Origin of the sequence: uncultured Stenotrophomonas sp. (assembly GCF_963519125.1) — a bacterium.
Classification (GTDB): Bacteria; Pseudomonadota; Gammaproteobacteria; order Xanthomonadales; family Xanthomonadaceae; genus Stenotrophomonas.
The window spans coordinates 1-15,371 of sequence record NZ_CAUQLJ010000038.1 but is presented as its reverse complement, the minus strand read 5'-3'; the positions used below and the strand labels follow the sequence as shown (position 1 = coordinate 15,371).

The 15,371-nt window shown below is 67.3% G+C and carries 17 protein-coding genes; 9 read left to right on the top strand and 8 right to left on the bottom strand.

Translation table 11 applies throughout. From position 1 onward, the window contains the following. A partial coding sequence (locus RYM47_RS18905; protein ID WP_315389999.1) for a sodium/proton-translocating pyrophosphatase occupies positions 1 to 556 on the bottom strand: 556 nt, incomplete at its 3' end. 296 nt (positions 557 to 852) lie between these two features. Here RYM47_RS18905 and RYM47_RS18900 point away from each other — a divergent pair. Further along, complete coding sequence (locus tag RYM47_RS18900; protein ID WP_315389997.1) at positions 853 to 1,356, top strand: hypothetical protein; 504 nt, start codon at positions 853 to 855, stop codon at positions 1,354 to 1,356. Positions 1,357 to 1,601: 245 nt separating this feature from the next. Here RYM47_RS18900 and RYM47_RS18895 read toward each other — a convergent pair whose 3' ends face one another. Beyond that, positions 1,602 to 2,402, bottom strand: a complete 801-nt coding sequence (locus RYM47_RS18895) for a hypothetical protein (protein WP_315389995.1) — start codon at positions 2,400 to 2,402, stop codon at positions 1,602 to 1,604. A gap of 121 nt (positions 2,403 to 2,523) precedes the next feature. Further along, positions 2,524 to 3,780 (bottom strand): 6-phosphofructokinase, encoded by a 1,257-nt coding sequence (locus RYM47_RS18890; protein WP_315389993.1) that lies wholly within the window; start codon positions 3,778 to 3,780, stop codon positions 2,524 to 2,526. Positions 3,781 to 3,920: 140 nt separating this feature from the next. Here RYM47_RS18890 and RYM47_RS18885 point away from each other — a divergent pair, with 140 nt between their 5' ends. The 3 genes from RYM47_RS18885 (at position 3,921) to RYM47_RS18875 (ending at position 6,846) form a co-directional block, all read left to right on the top strand. Next, positions 3,921 to 4,484, top strand: coding sequence for an adenylate kinase (locus RYM47_RS18885; RefSeq protein ID WP_315389992.1), 564 nt, complete (start codon positions 3,921 to 3,923; stop codon positions 4,482 to 4,484). 378 nt (positions 4,485 to 4,862) lie between these two features. Further along, complete coding sequence (mpl, locus tag RYM47_RS18880; RefSeq protein ID WP_315389990.1) at positions 4,863 to 6,227, top strand: UDP-N-acetylmuramate:L-alanyl-gamma-D-glutamyl-meso-diaminopimelate ligase; 1,365 nt, start codon at positions 4,863 to 4,865, stop codon at positions 6,225 to 6,227. A gap of 10 nt (positions 6,228 to 6,237) precedes the next feature. Then, positions 6,238 to 6,846 (top strand): LON peptidase substrate-binding domain-containing protein, encoded by a 609-nt coding sequence (locus RYM47_RS18875; protein ID WP_315389988.1) that lies wholly within the window; start codon positions 6,238 to 6,240, stop codon positions 6,844 to 6,846. A gap of 31 nt (positions 6,847 to 6,877) precedes the next feature. Here RYM47_RS18875 and RYM47_RS18870 read toward each other — a convergent pair whose 3' ends face one another. Further along, the gene (locus RYM47_RS18870; RefSeq protein ID WP_315389986.1) at positions 6,878 to 8,869 is read right to left on the bottom strand and encodes a bifunctional DedA family/phosphatase PAP2 family protein; all 1,992 of its coding nucleotides are present in this window, start codon (positions 8,867 to 8,869) and stop codon (positions 6,878 to 6,880) included. A gap of 103 nt (positions 8,870 to 8,972) precedes the next feature. Between RYM47_RS18870 and RYM47_RS18865 the strand changes: the two genes are divergently transcribed. Then, positions 8,973 to 9,635, top strand: a complete 663-nt coding sequence (locus tag RYM47_RS18865; RefSeq protein ID WP_315389984.1) for a phosphotransferase — start codon at positions 8,973 to 8,975, stop codon at positions 9,633 to 9,635. Then, a complete protein-coding gene (locus tag RYM47_RS18860) occupies positions 9,632 to 9,778 on the top strand; it encodes a hypothetical protein (RefSeq protein ID WP_315389982.1) in 147 nt (48 codons plus the stop codon). The genes RYM47_RS18865 and RYM47_RS18860 overlap by 4 nt, the downstream gene beginning before the upstream one ends. A gap of 6 nt (positions 9,779 to 9,784) precedes the next feature. Here the strand turns inward: RYM47_RS18860 and RYM47_RS18855 are convergent, their stop codons facing one another. After that, positions 9,785 to 10,471, bottom strand: coding sequence for a hypothetical protein (locus RYM47_RS18855; protein WP_315389980.1), 687 nt, complete (start codon positions 10,469 to 10,471; stop codon positions 9,785 to 9,787). Between the two features lie 108 nt (positions 10,472 to 10,579). On the opposite strand from RYM47_RS18855, the gene RYM47_RS18850 reads away from it, so the two are divergent. Next, on the top strand, positions 10,580 to 11,398 hold the full coding sequence (locus RYM47_RS18850; protein ID WP_315389978.1) for an NAD(P)-dependent oxidoreductase: 819 nt from the start codon (positions 10,580 to 10,582) through the stop codon (positions 11,396 to 11,398). A gap of 30 nt (positions 11,399 to 11,428) precedes the next feature. On the opposite strand, the gene RYM47_RS18845 is transcribed toward RYM47_RS18850, so the two are convergent. Next, positions 11,429 to 12,304 carry an ion transporter gene (locus tag RYM47_RS18845; protein ID WP_315389975.1) on the bottom strand — a complete coding sequence of 292 codons (876 nt, stop codon included), beginning with the start codon at positions 12,302 to 12,304 and terminating at the stop codon, positions 11,429 to 11,431. 64 nt (positions 12,305 to 12,368) lie between these two features. On the opposite strand from RYM47_RS18845, the gene RYM47_RS18840 reads away from it, so the two are divergent. Beyond that, on the top strand, positions 12,369 to 13,598 hold the full coding sequence (locus RYM47_RS18840; protein WP_315389974.1) for an acetylornithine transaminase: 1,230 nt from the start codon (positions 12,369 to 12,371) through the stop codon (positions 13,596 to 13,598). A 44-nt stretch (positions 13,599 to 13,642) separates the two neighbouring features. Here the strand turns inward: RYM47_RS18840 and RYM47_RS18835 are convergent, their stop codons facing one another. Continuing rightward, the gene (locus RYM47_RS18835; protein ID WP_315389972.1) at positions 13,643 to 14,257 is read right to left on the bottom strand and encodes an HAD-IA family hydrolase; all 615 of its coding nucleotides are present in this window, start codon (positions 14,255 to 14,257) and stop codon (positions 13,643 to 13,645) included. Between the two features lie 113 nt (positions 14,258 to 14,370). Between RYM47_RS18835 and azu the strand changes: the two genes are divergently transcribed. After that, the gene (gene azu / locus RYM47_RS18830; protein ID WP_315390000.1) at positions 14,371 to 14,829 is read left to right on the top strand and encodes an azurin; all 459 of its coding nucleotides are present in this window, start codon (positions 14,371 to 14,373) and stop codon (positions 14,827 to 14,829) included. 27 nt (positions 14,830 to 14,856) lie between these two features. On the opposite strand, the gene RYM47_RS18825 is transcribed toward azu, so the two are convergent. Further along, the coding region (locus RYM47_RS18825) for an aminotransferase class III-fold pyridoxal phosphate-dependent enzyme (RefSeq protein ID WP_315389971.1) at positions 14,857 to 15,371 on the bottom strand (515 nt) is incomplete at its 5' end.

Here is a 15,371-nt window from a genome sequence, read left to right as displayed (position 1 = left end):
TGGTGAAGATACCGCCGCCCAGCCGCGCGAAGATCGAGATCAGCGACGAACCGAACGCCAGCCCGACCAGCGCATGCAGCGCCGCGCCGGTGTCCAGCCCCAGCCGCAGCAGCAGCGCGTAGTAACCGGCCACGCCCAGCAGGCCCAGCCCGACCACCAGCATCCCGGTGATCGCACCGCCACGGAACGCCACGTCCATGGCCGGGCTCAGCCCATTGCGGGCCGCTTCGGCGGTACGCACGTTGGCGCGTACCGACACGTTCATGCCGATGTAGCCGGCCGCACCGGACAGCACCGCACCGATCGCGAAGCCGATCGCGGTGTACCAGCTGAGGAAGATCCCGACCAGCACGAACAACACGATGCCGGCGATGCCGATGGTCAGGTATTGGCGGTTGAGGTAGGCGCGCGCGCCTTCCTGGATGGCGGCGGCGATTTCCTGCATGCGGGCATTGCCGGCCGGTTGCCGGAGGATCCAGCGTGCCGACACGATGCCGTAGAGAATCGCAAGGATGGCGCAGAACAGCGCAAGTGAAAGCCCATAACGTTCCAGCATGTCCCCTCCCGGGTGATGGATGGCATCCAGTCGACGGACGAACCTCACCACGCGGGGCACAACGGGCTGCAACGATGGACCAACCCGTTCAGACCGTCCCCGGTCATCAAGCGTGTGGCTTTTGTTCAGCAATCCTGGTGCTTCCCGATTATGCAGGGAAAACGCCCAGAGCGACCACACCAACGCGCCACGCCCCAAACGCAACCCGTAGAGCCGGGCTCTGCCCGGCCCGGCCCTTGGCGCAACATTCATCCGCCGCGCGCCATCTTGACTGCATTCCCCCAAGGCGCCGCCCCATGTCCCCACGCCACCTCCTCCTGTTGACGCTGCTCCCCACCTTCGCAGCCACCGCCGCAGAAACCCCCGAACTCCAACGCCCCACCGGCGCCCCGCAGGCCATCAACGCCGTCCATACCCTGCGCCAGATCCCCGAAGCCTGTGCCCGCCTCGAAGGCACTTTCACCGGCGACGCCGCCCAGCCCTACAAGTTCGCCGTGGTCCGCACCAGCGAGCAGTGCCAGCCCCGCGCCCGCTTCGTCGACTACACCAAGGCGCAGCCCAGCGAAGCCAAAGGCTGGAAGCTCAACGACGTGATCCGCGTACCGAGCGCGTCGTGCCCGGCCCAGCAGGCGGTCGTGCGCGTCTGGCGCCTGCCGGTGACCCAGAAGACCGAGCTCGACGGCCAGGGCCAGTCGCGGATCTACCTGGAAGACGCCAAGAAACAGGCTGCGGCCGGAAAAATCCCGCAGATCCCGATGTTTGCGGCGCAGATGACGATGGAAGGCAACGCCTGCCGGTAATGCTGGATTCTGGTGCCACCGTATCCGGATCCACTTCCGTTCGGGAGGATTCGTAGGTCCGGCCGTTGGCCGGACACCGCGCGCAGCGCGGTTCAAGCGTCCGGAGCCCATGATGCTGGCGCCGGCGATCATGCATCCGGGTGTACGCCCAACCGAAGACATGCGTCAGGGTTCATGACCCAAAAAAAAACCCGGACAGCAGGGCCGTCCGGGTTTCGGGTATCGCTACGGCGGGAAGCGCGGGCTTAGTTGCCCTTGCAGTCACGCAACCACATCACGCGGTTGTTCTGATCGTAATGATCGACCACACCCTTGAGCGTGACGTTTTCCTTCGGACGCAGCGCCATCGCATACGCGGTCTGGCTCGGCGCGAAGCGGCAGGAGATGGCGACGCTGTCGAAATCGATGCCACCGCTGGGATTGCCACCGACATCGAACCCGGTGTTGTAGCCGTTGCCGTCCTTGAACACGGTGATCACGCGACCGGTGATTGCGTATTCCTTGCCCTGGTAACGCGCTTCCATCGCGCCCGGGTTGTCCTTGTGCTGCGAGCGCAGGCGCGAACCGAATTCACGGGCCGTGGTGTTCACCACCGACGCCTTCGGGGTTGCAGCAGCCAGCTGCTCACCGGCCTTGCCAGGCTTGACCTGGGTCAGCAGGTCGCACATCGCCTTCTTGATGCCATCGGCGCTGGCGAAGGCGCCGGGGTTGACCTTCAACAACAGGCCGACGGTGCCGGTACCGCCCTCGCTGGTCGCACTGACGATCAGCGGCAGGTTCTTGTGCATGCCGGTCTGCGGCTCTTCGATCAGCATCGCGCCGTTCTCGGCGTCTTCGCTGATCACGTCCATGTTGGCGTTCTTTGCGATCACGCGCATCTGGCCGATGGCGTTCGGCACGGTCAGGCCGGGGTGGCTGACCGAAGCGGTGAAGTTGGTGCCCTTCAGCGGGTTGCCCTTCTTCAGGAACGAGCTTTCACAGGAATCGGCAAACGCCGGGGCCGCTGCGGCAAGCAGCAGCACGGCAAACAGGGGTGTGCACTTCATGTCGGGTACTGTCCTTGTCATCGTCCGCAGGGCGCGGAGGGTGGGTCGCGGTTGCGAACGCCGACGTGTCCTGCCGGCGTTGGGGGATTGTAGGGGGCGGTGGAGGGTGTCGCAAACGGCTTCACGCCTCGAAGGCGGGCAGTTTCTTTTTCACCGCCGCGTTCTTCAGCGTCACGTACTTCGGCAAACCGTCGGCGCCGTAGGGGAGGGGTGCCTCGCCTTTGATCAGCGGCGACAGGTAGGCCCTGGCCTTGTCTGTGATCCCGAAGCCATCCCGGCGGATGAAACCGGCCGGCATCTTCTTCTCGTGGTTGGCCACCTTGTGCAGGGGGGCCGGCTCGATCTTCCAGCGGTACGGCGCGTCGCTGCTGCGCACGATCACCGGCATCACTGCGTTCTGGCCCTTCAGTGCGTACTGCACCGCGGCCTTGCCCACTGCCTGCGCCTGCTCCCAGTCGGTCTTCGAGGCGATATGCCGCGCCGAGCGCTGCAGGTAGTCGGGCAGGGTCCAGTGCACCTTGTAGCCCAGCGCGTCCTTGACCCGCCCGGCCAGCTGCGAGGCCACGCCGCCGAGCTGGGTGTGTCCGAACGAGTCCTTGCCGCCGCCGGCGTCGGCCACGAAACGGCCGTCGGCGGTCTGGATGCCTTCCGACGCCACCACCACGCAGTGGCCCACCCGTTCGACCACCTGCTTGACCTTGGCCAGGAACGCGGCCTCGTCATAGGCGCGCTCGGGCAGCAGGATGATGTGCGGCGCCTCATCGGGGCCGTTGCCGGCCAGGCCGGCGGCAGCAGCCAGCCAGCCGGCATGCCGGCCCATGGCCTCGTACACGAACACCTTGGTCGAGGTTTCGGCCATCGCCGCCACGTCCAAGGCCGCTTCGCGCACCGACACCGCCGTGTACTTGGCCGCAGATCCGAACCCGGGGCAGGTGTCGGTCACCGCCAGGTCGTTGTCGATGGTCTTGGGCACGCCGATGCAGGTCAGGTCGTAATCGAACGCCTTGGCCAGCTGCGACACCTTCCAGGCCGTATCGGCCGAATCGTTGCCGCCGTTGTAGAGGAACCAGCGCACATCATGGGCCTGCAGCACCGCCAGCAGTCGCTCGTAGCGGGCGCGGTCGGCGTCCAGCGACTTGAGCTTGTAACGGCACGAGCCGAATGCCCCGCCCGGAGTGTGGGCCAGCGCCGCAATGGCCGCCGCCGACTCCTTCGAGGTGTCGATCAGCTCCTCGCGCAGCGCACCCAGGATGCCGTTGCGCGCGGCCAAGACCTTGATTCCCTTGGCCCTGGCGGTGCTGATCACGGCCGAAGCGGTGGCATTGATGACGGCGGTGACGCCGCCTGACTGGGCGTACAGCAGGGTACCTTTGGACATGATGGGACCTTTGTCGGGGGGAAGGACATTGCAGGGACATTACCGGTATGAGGTAAAGTGCGCGTATTGCGGTGCAGCGTGATTGTGGACAATCCCGGGGCGCGCGCCCTTCCATTTTTTACCAAGTTGGAGTCAGGTTGATGCGATTGGTTCTGTTGGGACCGCCCGGTTCGGGCAAGGGGACACAGGCGACGCGCCTGAAGGAACACCTGGGCATTGCCCACATTTCCACTGGCGACCTGCTGCGCGCGGAAGTGGCCGCCGGCACCGAGCTGGGCAAGCAGGCCAAGGCCGTGATGGACGCCGGCAACCTGGTGTCCGATGACATCCTGCTGGGCATGCTCGAATCGCGCCTGGGCCAGCCGGACGTGGCCAAGGGCTTCATCTTGGACGGTTACCCGCGCAACGTGGCCCAGGCCAACGCACTGGACGTCCTGCTGGCCAAGATCGGCCAGCCGCTGGACGCGGTGGTGCAGCTGGATGTGGACAGCGAACGCCTGGTGCAGCGCATTGCCGGCCGTGCGGCCGAGCAGGGCCGTGCCGACGACAATCCCGAATCGGTGCGTCAGCGCCTGAAGGTGTACACCGACCAGACCGCGCCGGTGGTGGACTTCTATGCGGGTCGCGGCACGTTGGCGCGCGTGGATGGCGTGGGCGAGCTGGAAGAAGTGGAATCCCGCATCCACGCTGCCATCAAGGGCTGAACAACCTACACGCGCACGCCCGGTCCTATCGGAACCGGGCGTGCGGTGTAGAGCGCCAGCGATCGGGCCTGCTCAGAGCCCCACAATATGAGCCCCCCGTTGGATGGCCTCTTGGGGAGTAGGACCATCGGGAGTACTGCGGCTGGCGCGGGCAATTGTGTCCGTATTCACAGTACAGAGGTATCGGGAATTTCCCTACAGCACGCAAACGCATGCGTGCTGTCGTCCCACAGTTTGCTGCGCAAACAGTGGGCCCCTTCATCAGCCTCCAGACCCCGGCCGCTGCGCGGCCGCCCCCTGACTCAGGGGGCTATCCCCCAGATGCATTGCGGTTGGACGGTCTCCCCAACGTGGCGGGGGATAGGCGACAATCGGAGCATGAGCACGATCCACATTCTTGGTATTGCCGGCACCTTCATGGGCGGCGTGGCCGCGCTGGCGCGGGAACTGGGCCATACGGTCCGTGGCAGCGACCAGGCGATCTATCCGCCGATGTCCACCCAGCTTGAGCAGTTGGGCATTGCCCTCGATCCGGGCTATCGCAGCGACAGCGTCGCCAGCGACTGCGACGAGGTCGTGGTCGGCAATGCGCTGTCGCGCGGCAATCCCGCTGTCGAAGCCGTCCTCGATGCCGGCCAGCGCTACATTTCCGGTGCGCAATGGCTGTCCGAACAGGTGCTGCCGGGCCGTGACACCCTGGCCGTCGCAGGTACCCACGGCAAGACCACCACCACCACCATCCTGACCTGGCTGCTGCAGGCCGCCGGCCGTGAGCCCGGCTTCCTGATCGGCGGCGTGGCCGAAGACTTCGGCGTTTCCGCGCGGGTCGGGCAGGGCCGCGAATTCGTGGTCGAGGCCGATGAGTACGACACCGCGTTCTTCGACAAGCGCAGCAAATTCGTGCACTACCGTCCGCTGGTAGCAATCCTCAACAACCTTGAGTACGACCACGCCGATATCTTCCCGGACGTTGCCGCGATCCAGCGCCAGTTCCACCACCTGGTGCGCACCGTACCCGCGCGCGGACGGCTGATCGTCAACGGCGAGGATGCCTATCTTGCCGAAGTGCTGGCCATGGGCTGCTGGACCCCGGTGGAACGTTTCGGCTTCGACCCCGCCCTGGAATGGCATGCCGAGCTGGGCAACGCCGATGGCAGTGCCTTCATCGTGCACCACCGTGGCGTGGCGCTGGGCGAAGTACGCTGGTCGCTGCTCGGCCGGCACAACGTGCTGAACGGCCTGGCCGCGCTGGCCGCCGCGCATGCGGTGGGCGTCGAACCGGCCACGGTGATCCCGGCGCTGGCGAACTTCCGCAGCGTCAAGCGGCGCATGGAAGTGATCGGCGAAGCGGGTGGCATTACCGTCTACGACGATTTCGCCCATCACCCCACCGCAATCCATACCACGCTGGAAGGGTTGCGCGCCAAGGTCGGCGCGCACCGCATCGTGGTCGCGATGGAGCCGCGCAGCAATTCGATGCGGCTGGGCGCGCATGCCGACGCCCTGGCGCCGTCGCTGGCGCTGGCTGACGCGGTGGTGTTCCTGCACCGCCCCGAACTGGCCTGGGACGCCGCCAGCGTGATCGCGGCGGTGCGCGGCCAGGCGCATGCCGTGCCCGACACCGACGCCCTGCTGGCCCGGTTGGGCGGCGTCGTGCAGCCCGGCGACCACGTGGTGTTCATGTCCAACGGCGGCTTCGACGGCGCGCCGCGCCGCTTCCTGGCCCAGTTGCAGGCACGGTGAGCGTGCTGCAATGACCGATACCGCCACGCTGCCGCTGTTTCCCCTGCACTCGGTACTGTTGCCTGGCGCCGCACTGGGCCTGCGCGTGTTCGAGCGTCGCTACCTGGACATGCTGCGCGAATGCAGCCGCAACGGCACCCCGTTCGGGATCTGCCTGATCCTGGAAGGCGAGGAGGTCGGCGCCCCGGCCACCCCGGCCGCGCATGGCGTGGAAGCACGCATCGAAGACTTCGACATGGGCGCCGACGGCGTGCTGGTGCTGCGCCTGCGCGGCCATCGGCGTTTCCACGCGCGCCCACCGCGCATCCGCGACAACGGCCTGATCGTGGCCGAGGTCGAATGGAGCGCGCCCGACCCGGACGACGAACTGCGTCCCGAACACGCGCTGCTCTCCACCGTACTGGCGCACATCATCGAACAGGCCGGTAGCGCCTACGAACCGAGCCATCCGGCCCTGCTCGACCAGTCTGCCTGGGTCGGCTGGCGGCTGGCCGAACTGATGCCGCTGGAAGAAGCCCAGCGCCTGCAGCTGTTGCAGATGGACGACCCGCACCAGCGCCTGGAGGCGCTGCTGCGCTGGATGCCGGCCAACACCACCGTCATCGACGAAAACTGGTAATGGAAGATCACGACCGCTGGTCGTGATTCCTTCAATAGGTTTTTACCCGCAGCACCGGCATGCCCGTGTCCGGGTGGTTGCCCACGTCCTGCGGCAGCCCTTCCAGCGCTTCGCGCACCGCCGTCAGCGACGGGTCGATGCCGCGCATCGGCCGCCACATCCCGATCAGCTTGAAATGCTGCTGGTAGTGCAGGGTCTGCGCGCTGCCGAGCCACAATGGCTGGTCGCCCGGCTGCAGCTGGGCCGGCGCCGGCCACAGGCGCAGCGCGAAGATCTCATTTGGCGCATTGCCCGGACGCAGCATCAGCAACGATTCGACCTGGGTGTCCAGCGTGGCCGGCAGCACCGGCACTTCGTCCTGGGTGGCGGACTTGTCCAGCATCAGCAGCGCCTGCTCCCAACCGGCCTGCGGCTGCACGCGCCAGCCCTGGCTTTCCAGCCGCTCGCGCAGCGGCGCCAGCGGTCCGGCGACCTGCACGTCCAGTGGCCAGCGCTGGTCGTCGTCGAACTCATTGCGGCGCGATGGCAGGCTGCGCCATTGGCCGCCCCACCACGCCTGCGCCACCAGCTTCGCCGGTGCGGGCTGGGCCGGTTCGAAGCGCTGCAGCTTCAACTCGATGTTGCGCGGCGCATACCACAGCGCGGCCACCGCGAAGGTGCCGTAGAACAGCCACGACACCGGCTTGACCCAGAACGAGCGGTTGAACCGGCGGCGGTAGGCTATGCCCAGCACCAGCAGCCAGAACGTGCCGAACAGCATGCCGCCGATCACGTCGCTCAGCCAATGCGCACCCAGGTACAGGCGCGAGAAGCCGATCAGGCTGACCACGATGCCCGACACCAGGTACGGCCAGACGCGGGTGCGGCCGGGCATCTCGCGGGCGATCAGCACCGCGAAGAAGCCGAAGGTGATGGTGGCCATGGTCACCGACACCGACGGGAAGCCGAAGCCGCTGCTCGCGTCCGGCGGCCGTACCACGTCCACCGTGGCGCCCAGCAACCGGGTCAGGGCCAGGCCGAAGGCCAGTGCGGCCAGCCAGTGCGCGGCGGCCATCCAGCGCCGGCGCCAGATCAGGTACCCCATGGTCACCAGGGTCGGCGGCAGCAGCACCTGCCAGGCGCCGAGCGAGGCCAGCGCGGCCATCGGGTAGTCGGCCAGCGGGTTGCGCAGCGCCAGCATCGCCTGGTGTACGGCCAGGTCCAGGCTGAGCGGTTCGCCATGCGCGACCACCGCCATCAGCAGCGCGAACCAGCCCCAGCCCAGCAACAGCAGCATCAACGCCAGCATCGCCAGCGGCACCGACTCGCGCCGCTGGGGGTCGAACACGGAGACCGAATAACGACCCAGCGTGGGGTGGCGCTGCGACCACTGCAGCAGGCTGGCCAGCCAGCTGTCCATGCGCGCGGCCGACCAGCGGTAGCCGTACAGCACGATCGCCCAGACCACGCCCATCACCACGCCGACCAGCGCCAGCACCATCACCAGTCGCCCGGCCACCGCCGCCACTGCGTCGTAGGCTTCGCCCAGCACCCAGCCGGGGGCCAGGAACAGCACCGCCCAGGAAATGCTGGCGATGCCGCTGGCCTGCACGTAACGCATCGCCGGCATGTTCATCATCCCGGCAATGGCCGGCACGAACGGGCGGATCGCGCCCACGTAGCGGGCCACCAGGATGCTCTTGAAGGCATTGCGGCGGAACATCGTCTCGCCGCGGTCGAGCAGCTGCGGGTAGCGGCTGAACGGCCACACCCCGCGCAGCCGGTCGCCCCAGCGCCGGCCGATCCAGTAGCTGATCCCGTCGCCGGCGAAGGCGCCGAGCGCCGCGCACGCCACCGCGTACGGCCCGGAGATCTGGCCAAGGCCAATGAAAACGCCCACCGCAAACAGCAGCGGCAGGGCAGGCACGATTGCACCCAGCACGATCACCGCATCGCAGAAGGCGATGAGGAAGATGACCGCGCCGGCGAGTACCGGGTGAGCTGATATCCACGCGAGCGTGGCATCGATCCATGACGAGTCCATGCCGGGATTATAGGGGCGGCAACGTGACTGACTGCCGGACAGCGCCGGCCAATGTGCGTCATCTGTCGGCAAAGAACGCGATCTGCCGCCTAGAATGGCCGGCATGAACCGTCCGCTCCCACCTGCTTCACGCGCACTGAAGGCCGACAGCTTCGGCCGCATCCTGTTGATGGAACAGGACGGCCGGCGTTTCGTCCGCCGTGACCTGGGCGCCACCCCGTGGTGGTTGCGCCTGCCGGCCTGGTGGCTGGCCCGGCGCGAGGCACGCGCGCTGGCGCACCTGGATGGCATGCAGGACACCCCGGCGCTGCTGGCCTGGAACGGGCGTTGGCTGGACCGCAGCTTCATGGCCGGCGACGCCATGTACCAGCGCCCGCCGCGCGGCGACATCGCCTATTTCCGCGCCGCGCGCCGCCTGCTGCAGAAGGTCCACCGCCACGGCATCGCCCACAACGACCTGGCCAAGGAAGCCAACTGGCTGGTGCGCGACGACGGCAGCCCGGCGCTGATCGACTTCCAGCTCGCGGTGATAGGCAACCCGCGCTCGCGCTGGATGCGCCTGCTGGCCCGCGAAGACCTGCGCCACCTGCTCAAGCACAAGCGCATGTACTGCCGCGAGTCGCTGACCCCGGTGGAAAAGCGCGTGCTCAAGCGCCACTCCTGGGTACGCGACCTCTGGTTCCGCACCGGCAAGCCGGTATACCGGTTCGTGACCCGGAAGATCCTGCACTGGGAAGACAATGAGGGGCAGGGGCCGAAGCCGTGATCTTCATCCTGTCGCTGATCGTCACGGCGGTGCTGTTGGTTGGCGCCCTGGTGGCGACCGCCTTCGCCATCGCGGGGCGCGACGCACGTGGCAGGGCCCTGCGATGGTGGAAGGAATTCCTCGATTCGCTGTTTGGGTTCTGAGCGTGGCTACGGCGTCGCAGGCACGACCTGCTGCCCGATGAAATTGCGCTGCGCATCGAAGTCATAGCCGATCTGTACCGTGCCGACATCGGCACAGGCGTGGCACTCGCGTAGCGGCGTGCGGTACAGCAGGCGCACGCCGCCGCCGTCCAGAGGTGTGCTGGCCGCCGCCTGCGCCGGTGCGAACGGCATGGCCTGCGGGTCGGTGGCCAACAGCGCCTGTATGCCGGGGTCTGCGCGCAGGGTGTCGTCGAGTTGCACGTTGTCCACGTCGATACGCTTGCCGCTGGCATCGATCAGCCGGGTGCCTTCGTTGGTGTTGGCGCGGAACGGGTAGGTGACGGTGGCGACGCCGATGCCGTCCTGGTCGTGCCAGGCGCTGGCGTAGGCGAGTTCGCCGCCGCTGGACAGTTGCTCGGCGGCAGCGATGGCGTCTGCATTCGCGCCGGCACTGCGCATCGCGGCGATCAGGCATTCGCGGGTGGCGGCCGCTTCGCCTTGGCGGCAGGTGTTGAGGTCGCCGCTCCAGACCACCGCATTGCTCCAGCGCAGGTTGGCGTTGGCGGCCGCCGACGGGGCGGTCGCTGCGGCAGCAGGGGTTGGCGCCTCGGCCGTTTCAGAGGGGCTGCGTTGGCAGGCAGTGGTGACAACGAGCAGGCCCAGAACGGGCAGCAGACACAGGGAACGGTGCATGGCAGGGACCTCGCAGCGGTAACCAGGCTGTCACTATCGTCAAGAGGCGGTTAATTGTGCGTGGGCGCGGCATACTGGGCGAATCATGAATTCGCAGGAGTGATCGACGTGGCCAGTCTGCAAGGGAAAACCCTGTTCATCACCGGTGCCTCGCGCGGCATTGGCCTGGCCATTGCGCTGCGCGCGGCCCGCGACGGCGCCAACGTAGCGATCGCGGCGAAGTCGGCGGTGCCCAACCCGAAGCTGCCGGGCACCATCCACAGTGCGGCCGAAGCGGTTACCGCAACTGGCGGCCAGGGACTGGCACTGAAGTGCGACATCCGTGAGGAAGACCAGGTGCGCGCGGCCGTGGCGGCCACCGTCGATACGTTTGGCGGCATCGACATCCTGGTCAACAACGCCAGCGCGATCTGGCTGCGCGGCACGCTGGATACGCCGATGAAGCGCTTCGACCTGATGCAGCAGGTCAATTCACGCGGCAGCTTCCTGTGCGCGCAGGCCTGCCTGCCACACCTGCTGCAGGCGCCGAACCCGCACATCCTGACCCTGGCACCGCCGCCCAGCCTGGATCCGAAGTGGTGGGCGCCGCATACCGGTTACACCCTGGCCAAGATGGGCATGAGCTTCGTCACCCTGGGCCTGGCGGCGGAGTTCGGGCCGCAGGGCGTGGCGGTGAATGCGCTGTGGCCGCGCACCGTGATTGCCACTGACGCAATCAACATGATTCCCGGCGTCGACGTGGGCGGGTGTCGCACGCCGGAGATCCTGGCCGACGCCGCGCATGCGGTGCTGACGCGCGAGGCGGCGGGATTCAGCGGGAAGTTCCTGTTGGATGACGAGGTGCTCGCGGAGGCCGGGATTACCGATCTGAGCGGGTACGCGGTGGACCCGTCACGGCCGCTGTTGCCCGATTTGTTCCTGGATTGATGGGCCGCAGGAGCCACGCAGGGCGTGGCTCTACCCCTGATTGAACGTCTCCGGGAGCGCATGCCCGCACTGCCGGCAATGCTTCGCCTCCGCCTCATGCCCTTCCAACCCACATGAGGGGCACCCGCGTGCGTCGCGCTTGGCGGCGCGCTCTGCGTCCCGCATCGTATTGGCCAGCTCGGCGGTATAGATGCCGGTCGGCACCGCGATGATGCTGTAACCGATCAGGATCAACACCGAGGTCACGAACCGTCCCAGCACCGTCGCCGGCACGATGTCGCCGAACCCCACCGTGGCCATCGTCACCACCGCCCAGTACATCGCGCTGGGAATGCTGGTGAAGCCATGGTTCGGCCCCTCGATCACGTACATCAAGGTGCCGGCAATGATGGTGATGGTGACCACCGTGAACAGGAACAGCAGGATCTTGCGCCGGCTGCGCCACAGCGACTCCATCAGCACGCCGCTTTCTTCGATGTAGCGGGTCAGCTTGAGGATGCGGAACACGCGCAGGATGCGAAGCGCGCGCACCACCAGCAGGCTCTGCGCACCGGGAATGAACAGCGACAGGTAGGTAGGCAGGATCGAGGCCAGGTCGATGATCCCCCAGATGCTGAAGGCGTAGCGCAGCGGTCGTTTCACCACCACCAGGCGCAGCAGGTACTCGGCGGTGAACAGCAGGGTGAAGCCCCATTCGACCACGTACAGCCAGCTGGCATGTTCGATATGGAAGCGCTGCACGCTGTCGAACATCACCACCAGCACGCTGGCGATGATCGCGTAGACCAGCAGCAGGTCGAAGTTGCGCGAGGGCCGGGTGTCGTGCCGGTAGATGATGTCGAACCAGGTCCGGCGCCAGCCGGTCTCGGTCGCGGGATTGAGCTGGGGGGCGCGGAAGGGGTGCATGGGCCGCATTGTGCCCCAGCCGGTGGAGGGGGAGAATGGACGCTTTCCCGGACCCCTGACCGCCATGACCGCCGCTGCCCCCGATCCGCTCCTGTCCCTGTCGCATTACTACCTGCCGGTCTACAAGCCGCGCCAGGTGGTGCTTGAGCGCGGCCAGGGCGCCCGCGTCTGGGACACCCAGGGCCGTGAGTTCATCGACCTGGCCGCGGGCATCGCGGTCTGCGGGCTGGGGCACAACGACCCGGACCTGAAGGCCGCGCTGATCGAACAGGCCGGCAAGCTGTGGCACACCAGCAACGTGTTCTACAGCGAACCGCCGCTGCGCCTGGCCGAGGAACTGGTGACCGCCTCGCGCTTCGCCGAGCGCGTGTTCCTGTGCAATTCCGGCGCCGAAGCCAATGAAGTGGCGATCAAGCTGGTGCGCAAGTGGGCGTCCTCGCAGGGCCGCCCGGCCCACCAGCGGGTGATCGTGACCTTCCGCGGCAGCTTCCATGGCCGCACCCTGGCGGCGGTGACCGCCACCGCGCAGCCCAAGTACCAGGAAGGCTATGAGCCGCTGCCCGGTGGCTTCCGCTACGTCGACTTCAACGACGAAGTGCAGCTGGAAACGGCCATGGCCGCAGGCGACGTCGCCGCGGTGATGCTGGAGCCGATCCAGGGCGAGGGCGGGGTGATGCCGGCCAAGCCGGGCTTCATGAAGCGCATCCGCGAACTTTGCGACCAGCACAACGCGCTGATGGTGCTGGACGAGATCCAGGTGGGCATGGGCCGCACCGGCACCCTGTTCGCGCACTGGCAGGACGAGGTAAAGCCCGACATCGTGACCCTGGCCAAGGCGCTGGGCGGTGGTTTCCCGATCGGCGCGATGCTGGCCGGGCCGAAGGTGGCCGAAGTAATGCAGTTCGGCGCGCACGGCACCACCTTCGGCGGCAACCCGTTGGCGGCTGCGGTGGCCCGGGTGGCGCTGCGCAAGCTCTCCTCGGCCGAGATCGCGCGCAACGTGAGCCGCCAGTCGCAGGCGCTGCGTGATGGGCTGGGGAAGATCAACGACGAGTTCAAGGTGTTCGGCCAGGTGCGCGGTCGCGGCCTGATGCTGGGCGCGGTGCTGGACAAGGACTTCGCCGGCCAGGCCGGCGCGATCCTGGACCATGCGGCCGAGCAGGGGCTGCTGACGTTGCAGGCCGGGCCGGACGTGCTGCGCTTCGTGCCGGCGTTGAACATCACCGATGAAGAAATCGCCGAGGGTTTGAAGCGGCTGCGGGCTGCTGTGCAGTCGTATATCGCGTCGCGGTGAGGAAGAGCGGCCGGGCAGCGCCCGGCGCTGCGGCGCAGCGTTCGTCAGGTGTCGATGCCGAATCGGTGCATCAGCTTGCCGAAGCTGCGGCTGTCGTGGGCGGTGTCGGCATGCAGGCCGGCCTGGCGCGCACCGCGCACGTTGACGAACAGATCGTCGACGAACAGCGTGTGGCTGGGGCGTGCGTTGAGCCGCTCCACCGCTTGAAGGAACACGGCCGGGTCGGGCTTTCGCCCGCCCAGTTCGCCGCTGCACAGGATGCGGCCTTCGAGCGACGGGGTAAGGCTCGGCAGGATCTGCGGAATCGTCTTCGCCATCAGCGCGCCGTTGTTGGTGAGGATCGCGATTGGCAGCGTGCATGCGATGCGCTGCACGCGCTCGATCACCCCTGTCTGTGGCGGTGAGGCGGCGATGCGTGCGGCCTGCCAATCGGCGAGGCTGATCCGCGTGCCCAGCGCTGCGCCCAGTTCCTGAAGGTATGCCGTGCTGTCCATGCCCTCGTCATGGCGCCGTTCCAATCCACTGTCGAACAACGCGGCCTGCATCTCTGCAGGTGCACGCCCACACGCTTCGGCCAGGTGGCGCACACGCAGGTGCCGCGCGTAGTTGACCAGCACGCCATCGAAATCCAGCAGCAGGCACTCCAGGGCGACGCGCATGGTGTCCGTTGTCGGTGCAGTAGCGGCTGACGTTACCGCATTGGACGCCATCGCTGCGACATCGCGTCGCACCACGGTCACCGCGCGCCTGCCTAGAATTGCAGTGTCCGATGATGGAGATCGCCGTGAAACTGCTTGTTCCCGTGTTGCTCGCTGGCCTCGCCCTGGCTCCTGCCGCGCAGGCGCGCATCTGCGCGGTCAGCCTGGACAGTACCGACCAGATGAGCTTCAGCCAGAAGGAGATCAAGGTGGCCGGCGACTGCACCCAGGTGAAGCTGACCCTGCGCCACACCGGCAAACTGGCCGCCACGGCGATGGGGCACAACTGGGTCCTGACCCGCACCGCCGACTACCAGCCAGTGGCGATGGCGGGGATGCGCATGAGCCTGGCCGACAGCTACCTGCCGAAGAAGGACCCGCGCGTGCTGGCGCACACCGCCGTGATCGGCGGTGGACAAACCACCAGCGTGACCTTCGCCACCGCCGCATTGCGCAAGGGCGGGGATTACACCTTCTTCTGCTCGTTCCCCGGGCACTTCGCGATGATGAAAGGCCGCCTGGTTTTCGGTTGAACCGAAAACCAAACGACCGGTTGGCGATCAACCCGCCTTTACCACCTTGAACGCCTCACGTGCCGCGTCCAACGTGGCATCGATGATCGCGTCATCATGCGCGCTCGACAGGAACCCCGCCTCGTACGCCGAGGGCGCCAGGAACACACCGCGTTCCAGCATCGCGTGGAAGAACCGGTTGAACGCCGCGGTGTCGCACGCGGTGGCCTGCGCGTAGGTTTCCACCTTCTGGTCGGTAAAGAACAGCCCGAACATCGCGCCCACCTGGTTGGTGGTCACCGCCACGCCCGCGTCGGCCGCGGCCGCTTCCAGCCCGGCACACAGCCGCGCGCTGGCAGCGGAAAGCCGGTCGTGGAAGCCGGGTTCCTGCACCAGTTCCAGCATCGCAAGGCCTGCGGCCATCGCCACCGGGTTGCCGCTCAGCGTGCCGGCCTGGTAGATCGGACCGGCTGGGGCGATCTGCGACATCAGCTCACGGCGGCCGCCATAGGCGCCCACCGGCATGCCGCCGCCGATGATCTTGCCGAAGGTGGTCAGGTCCG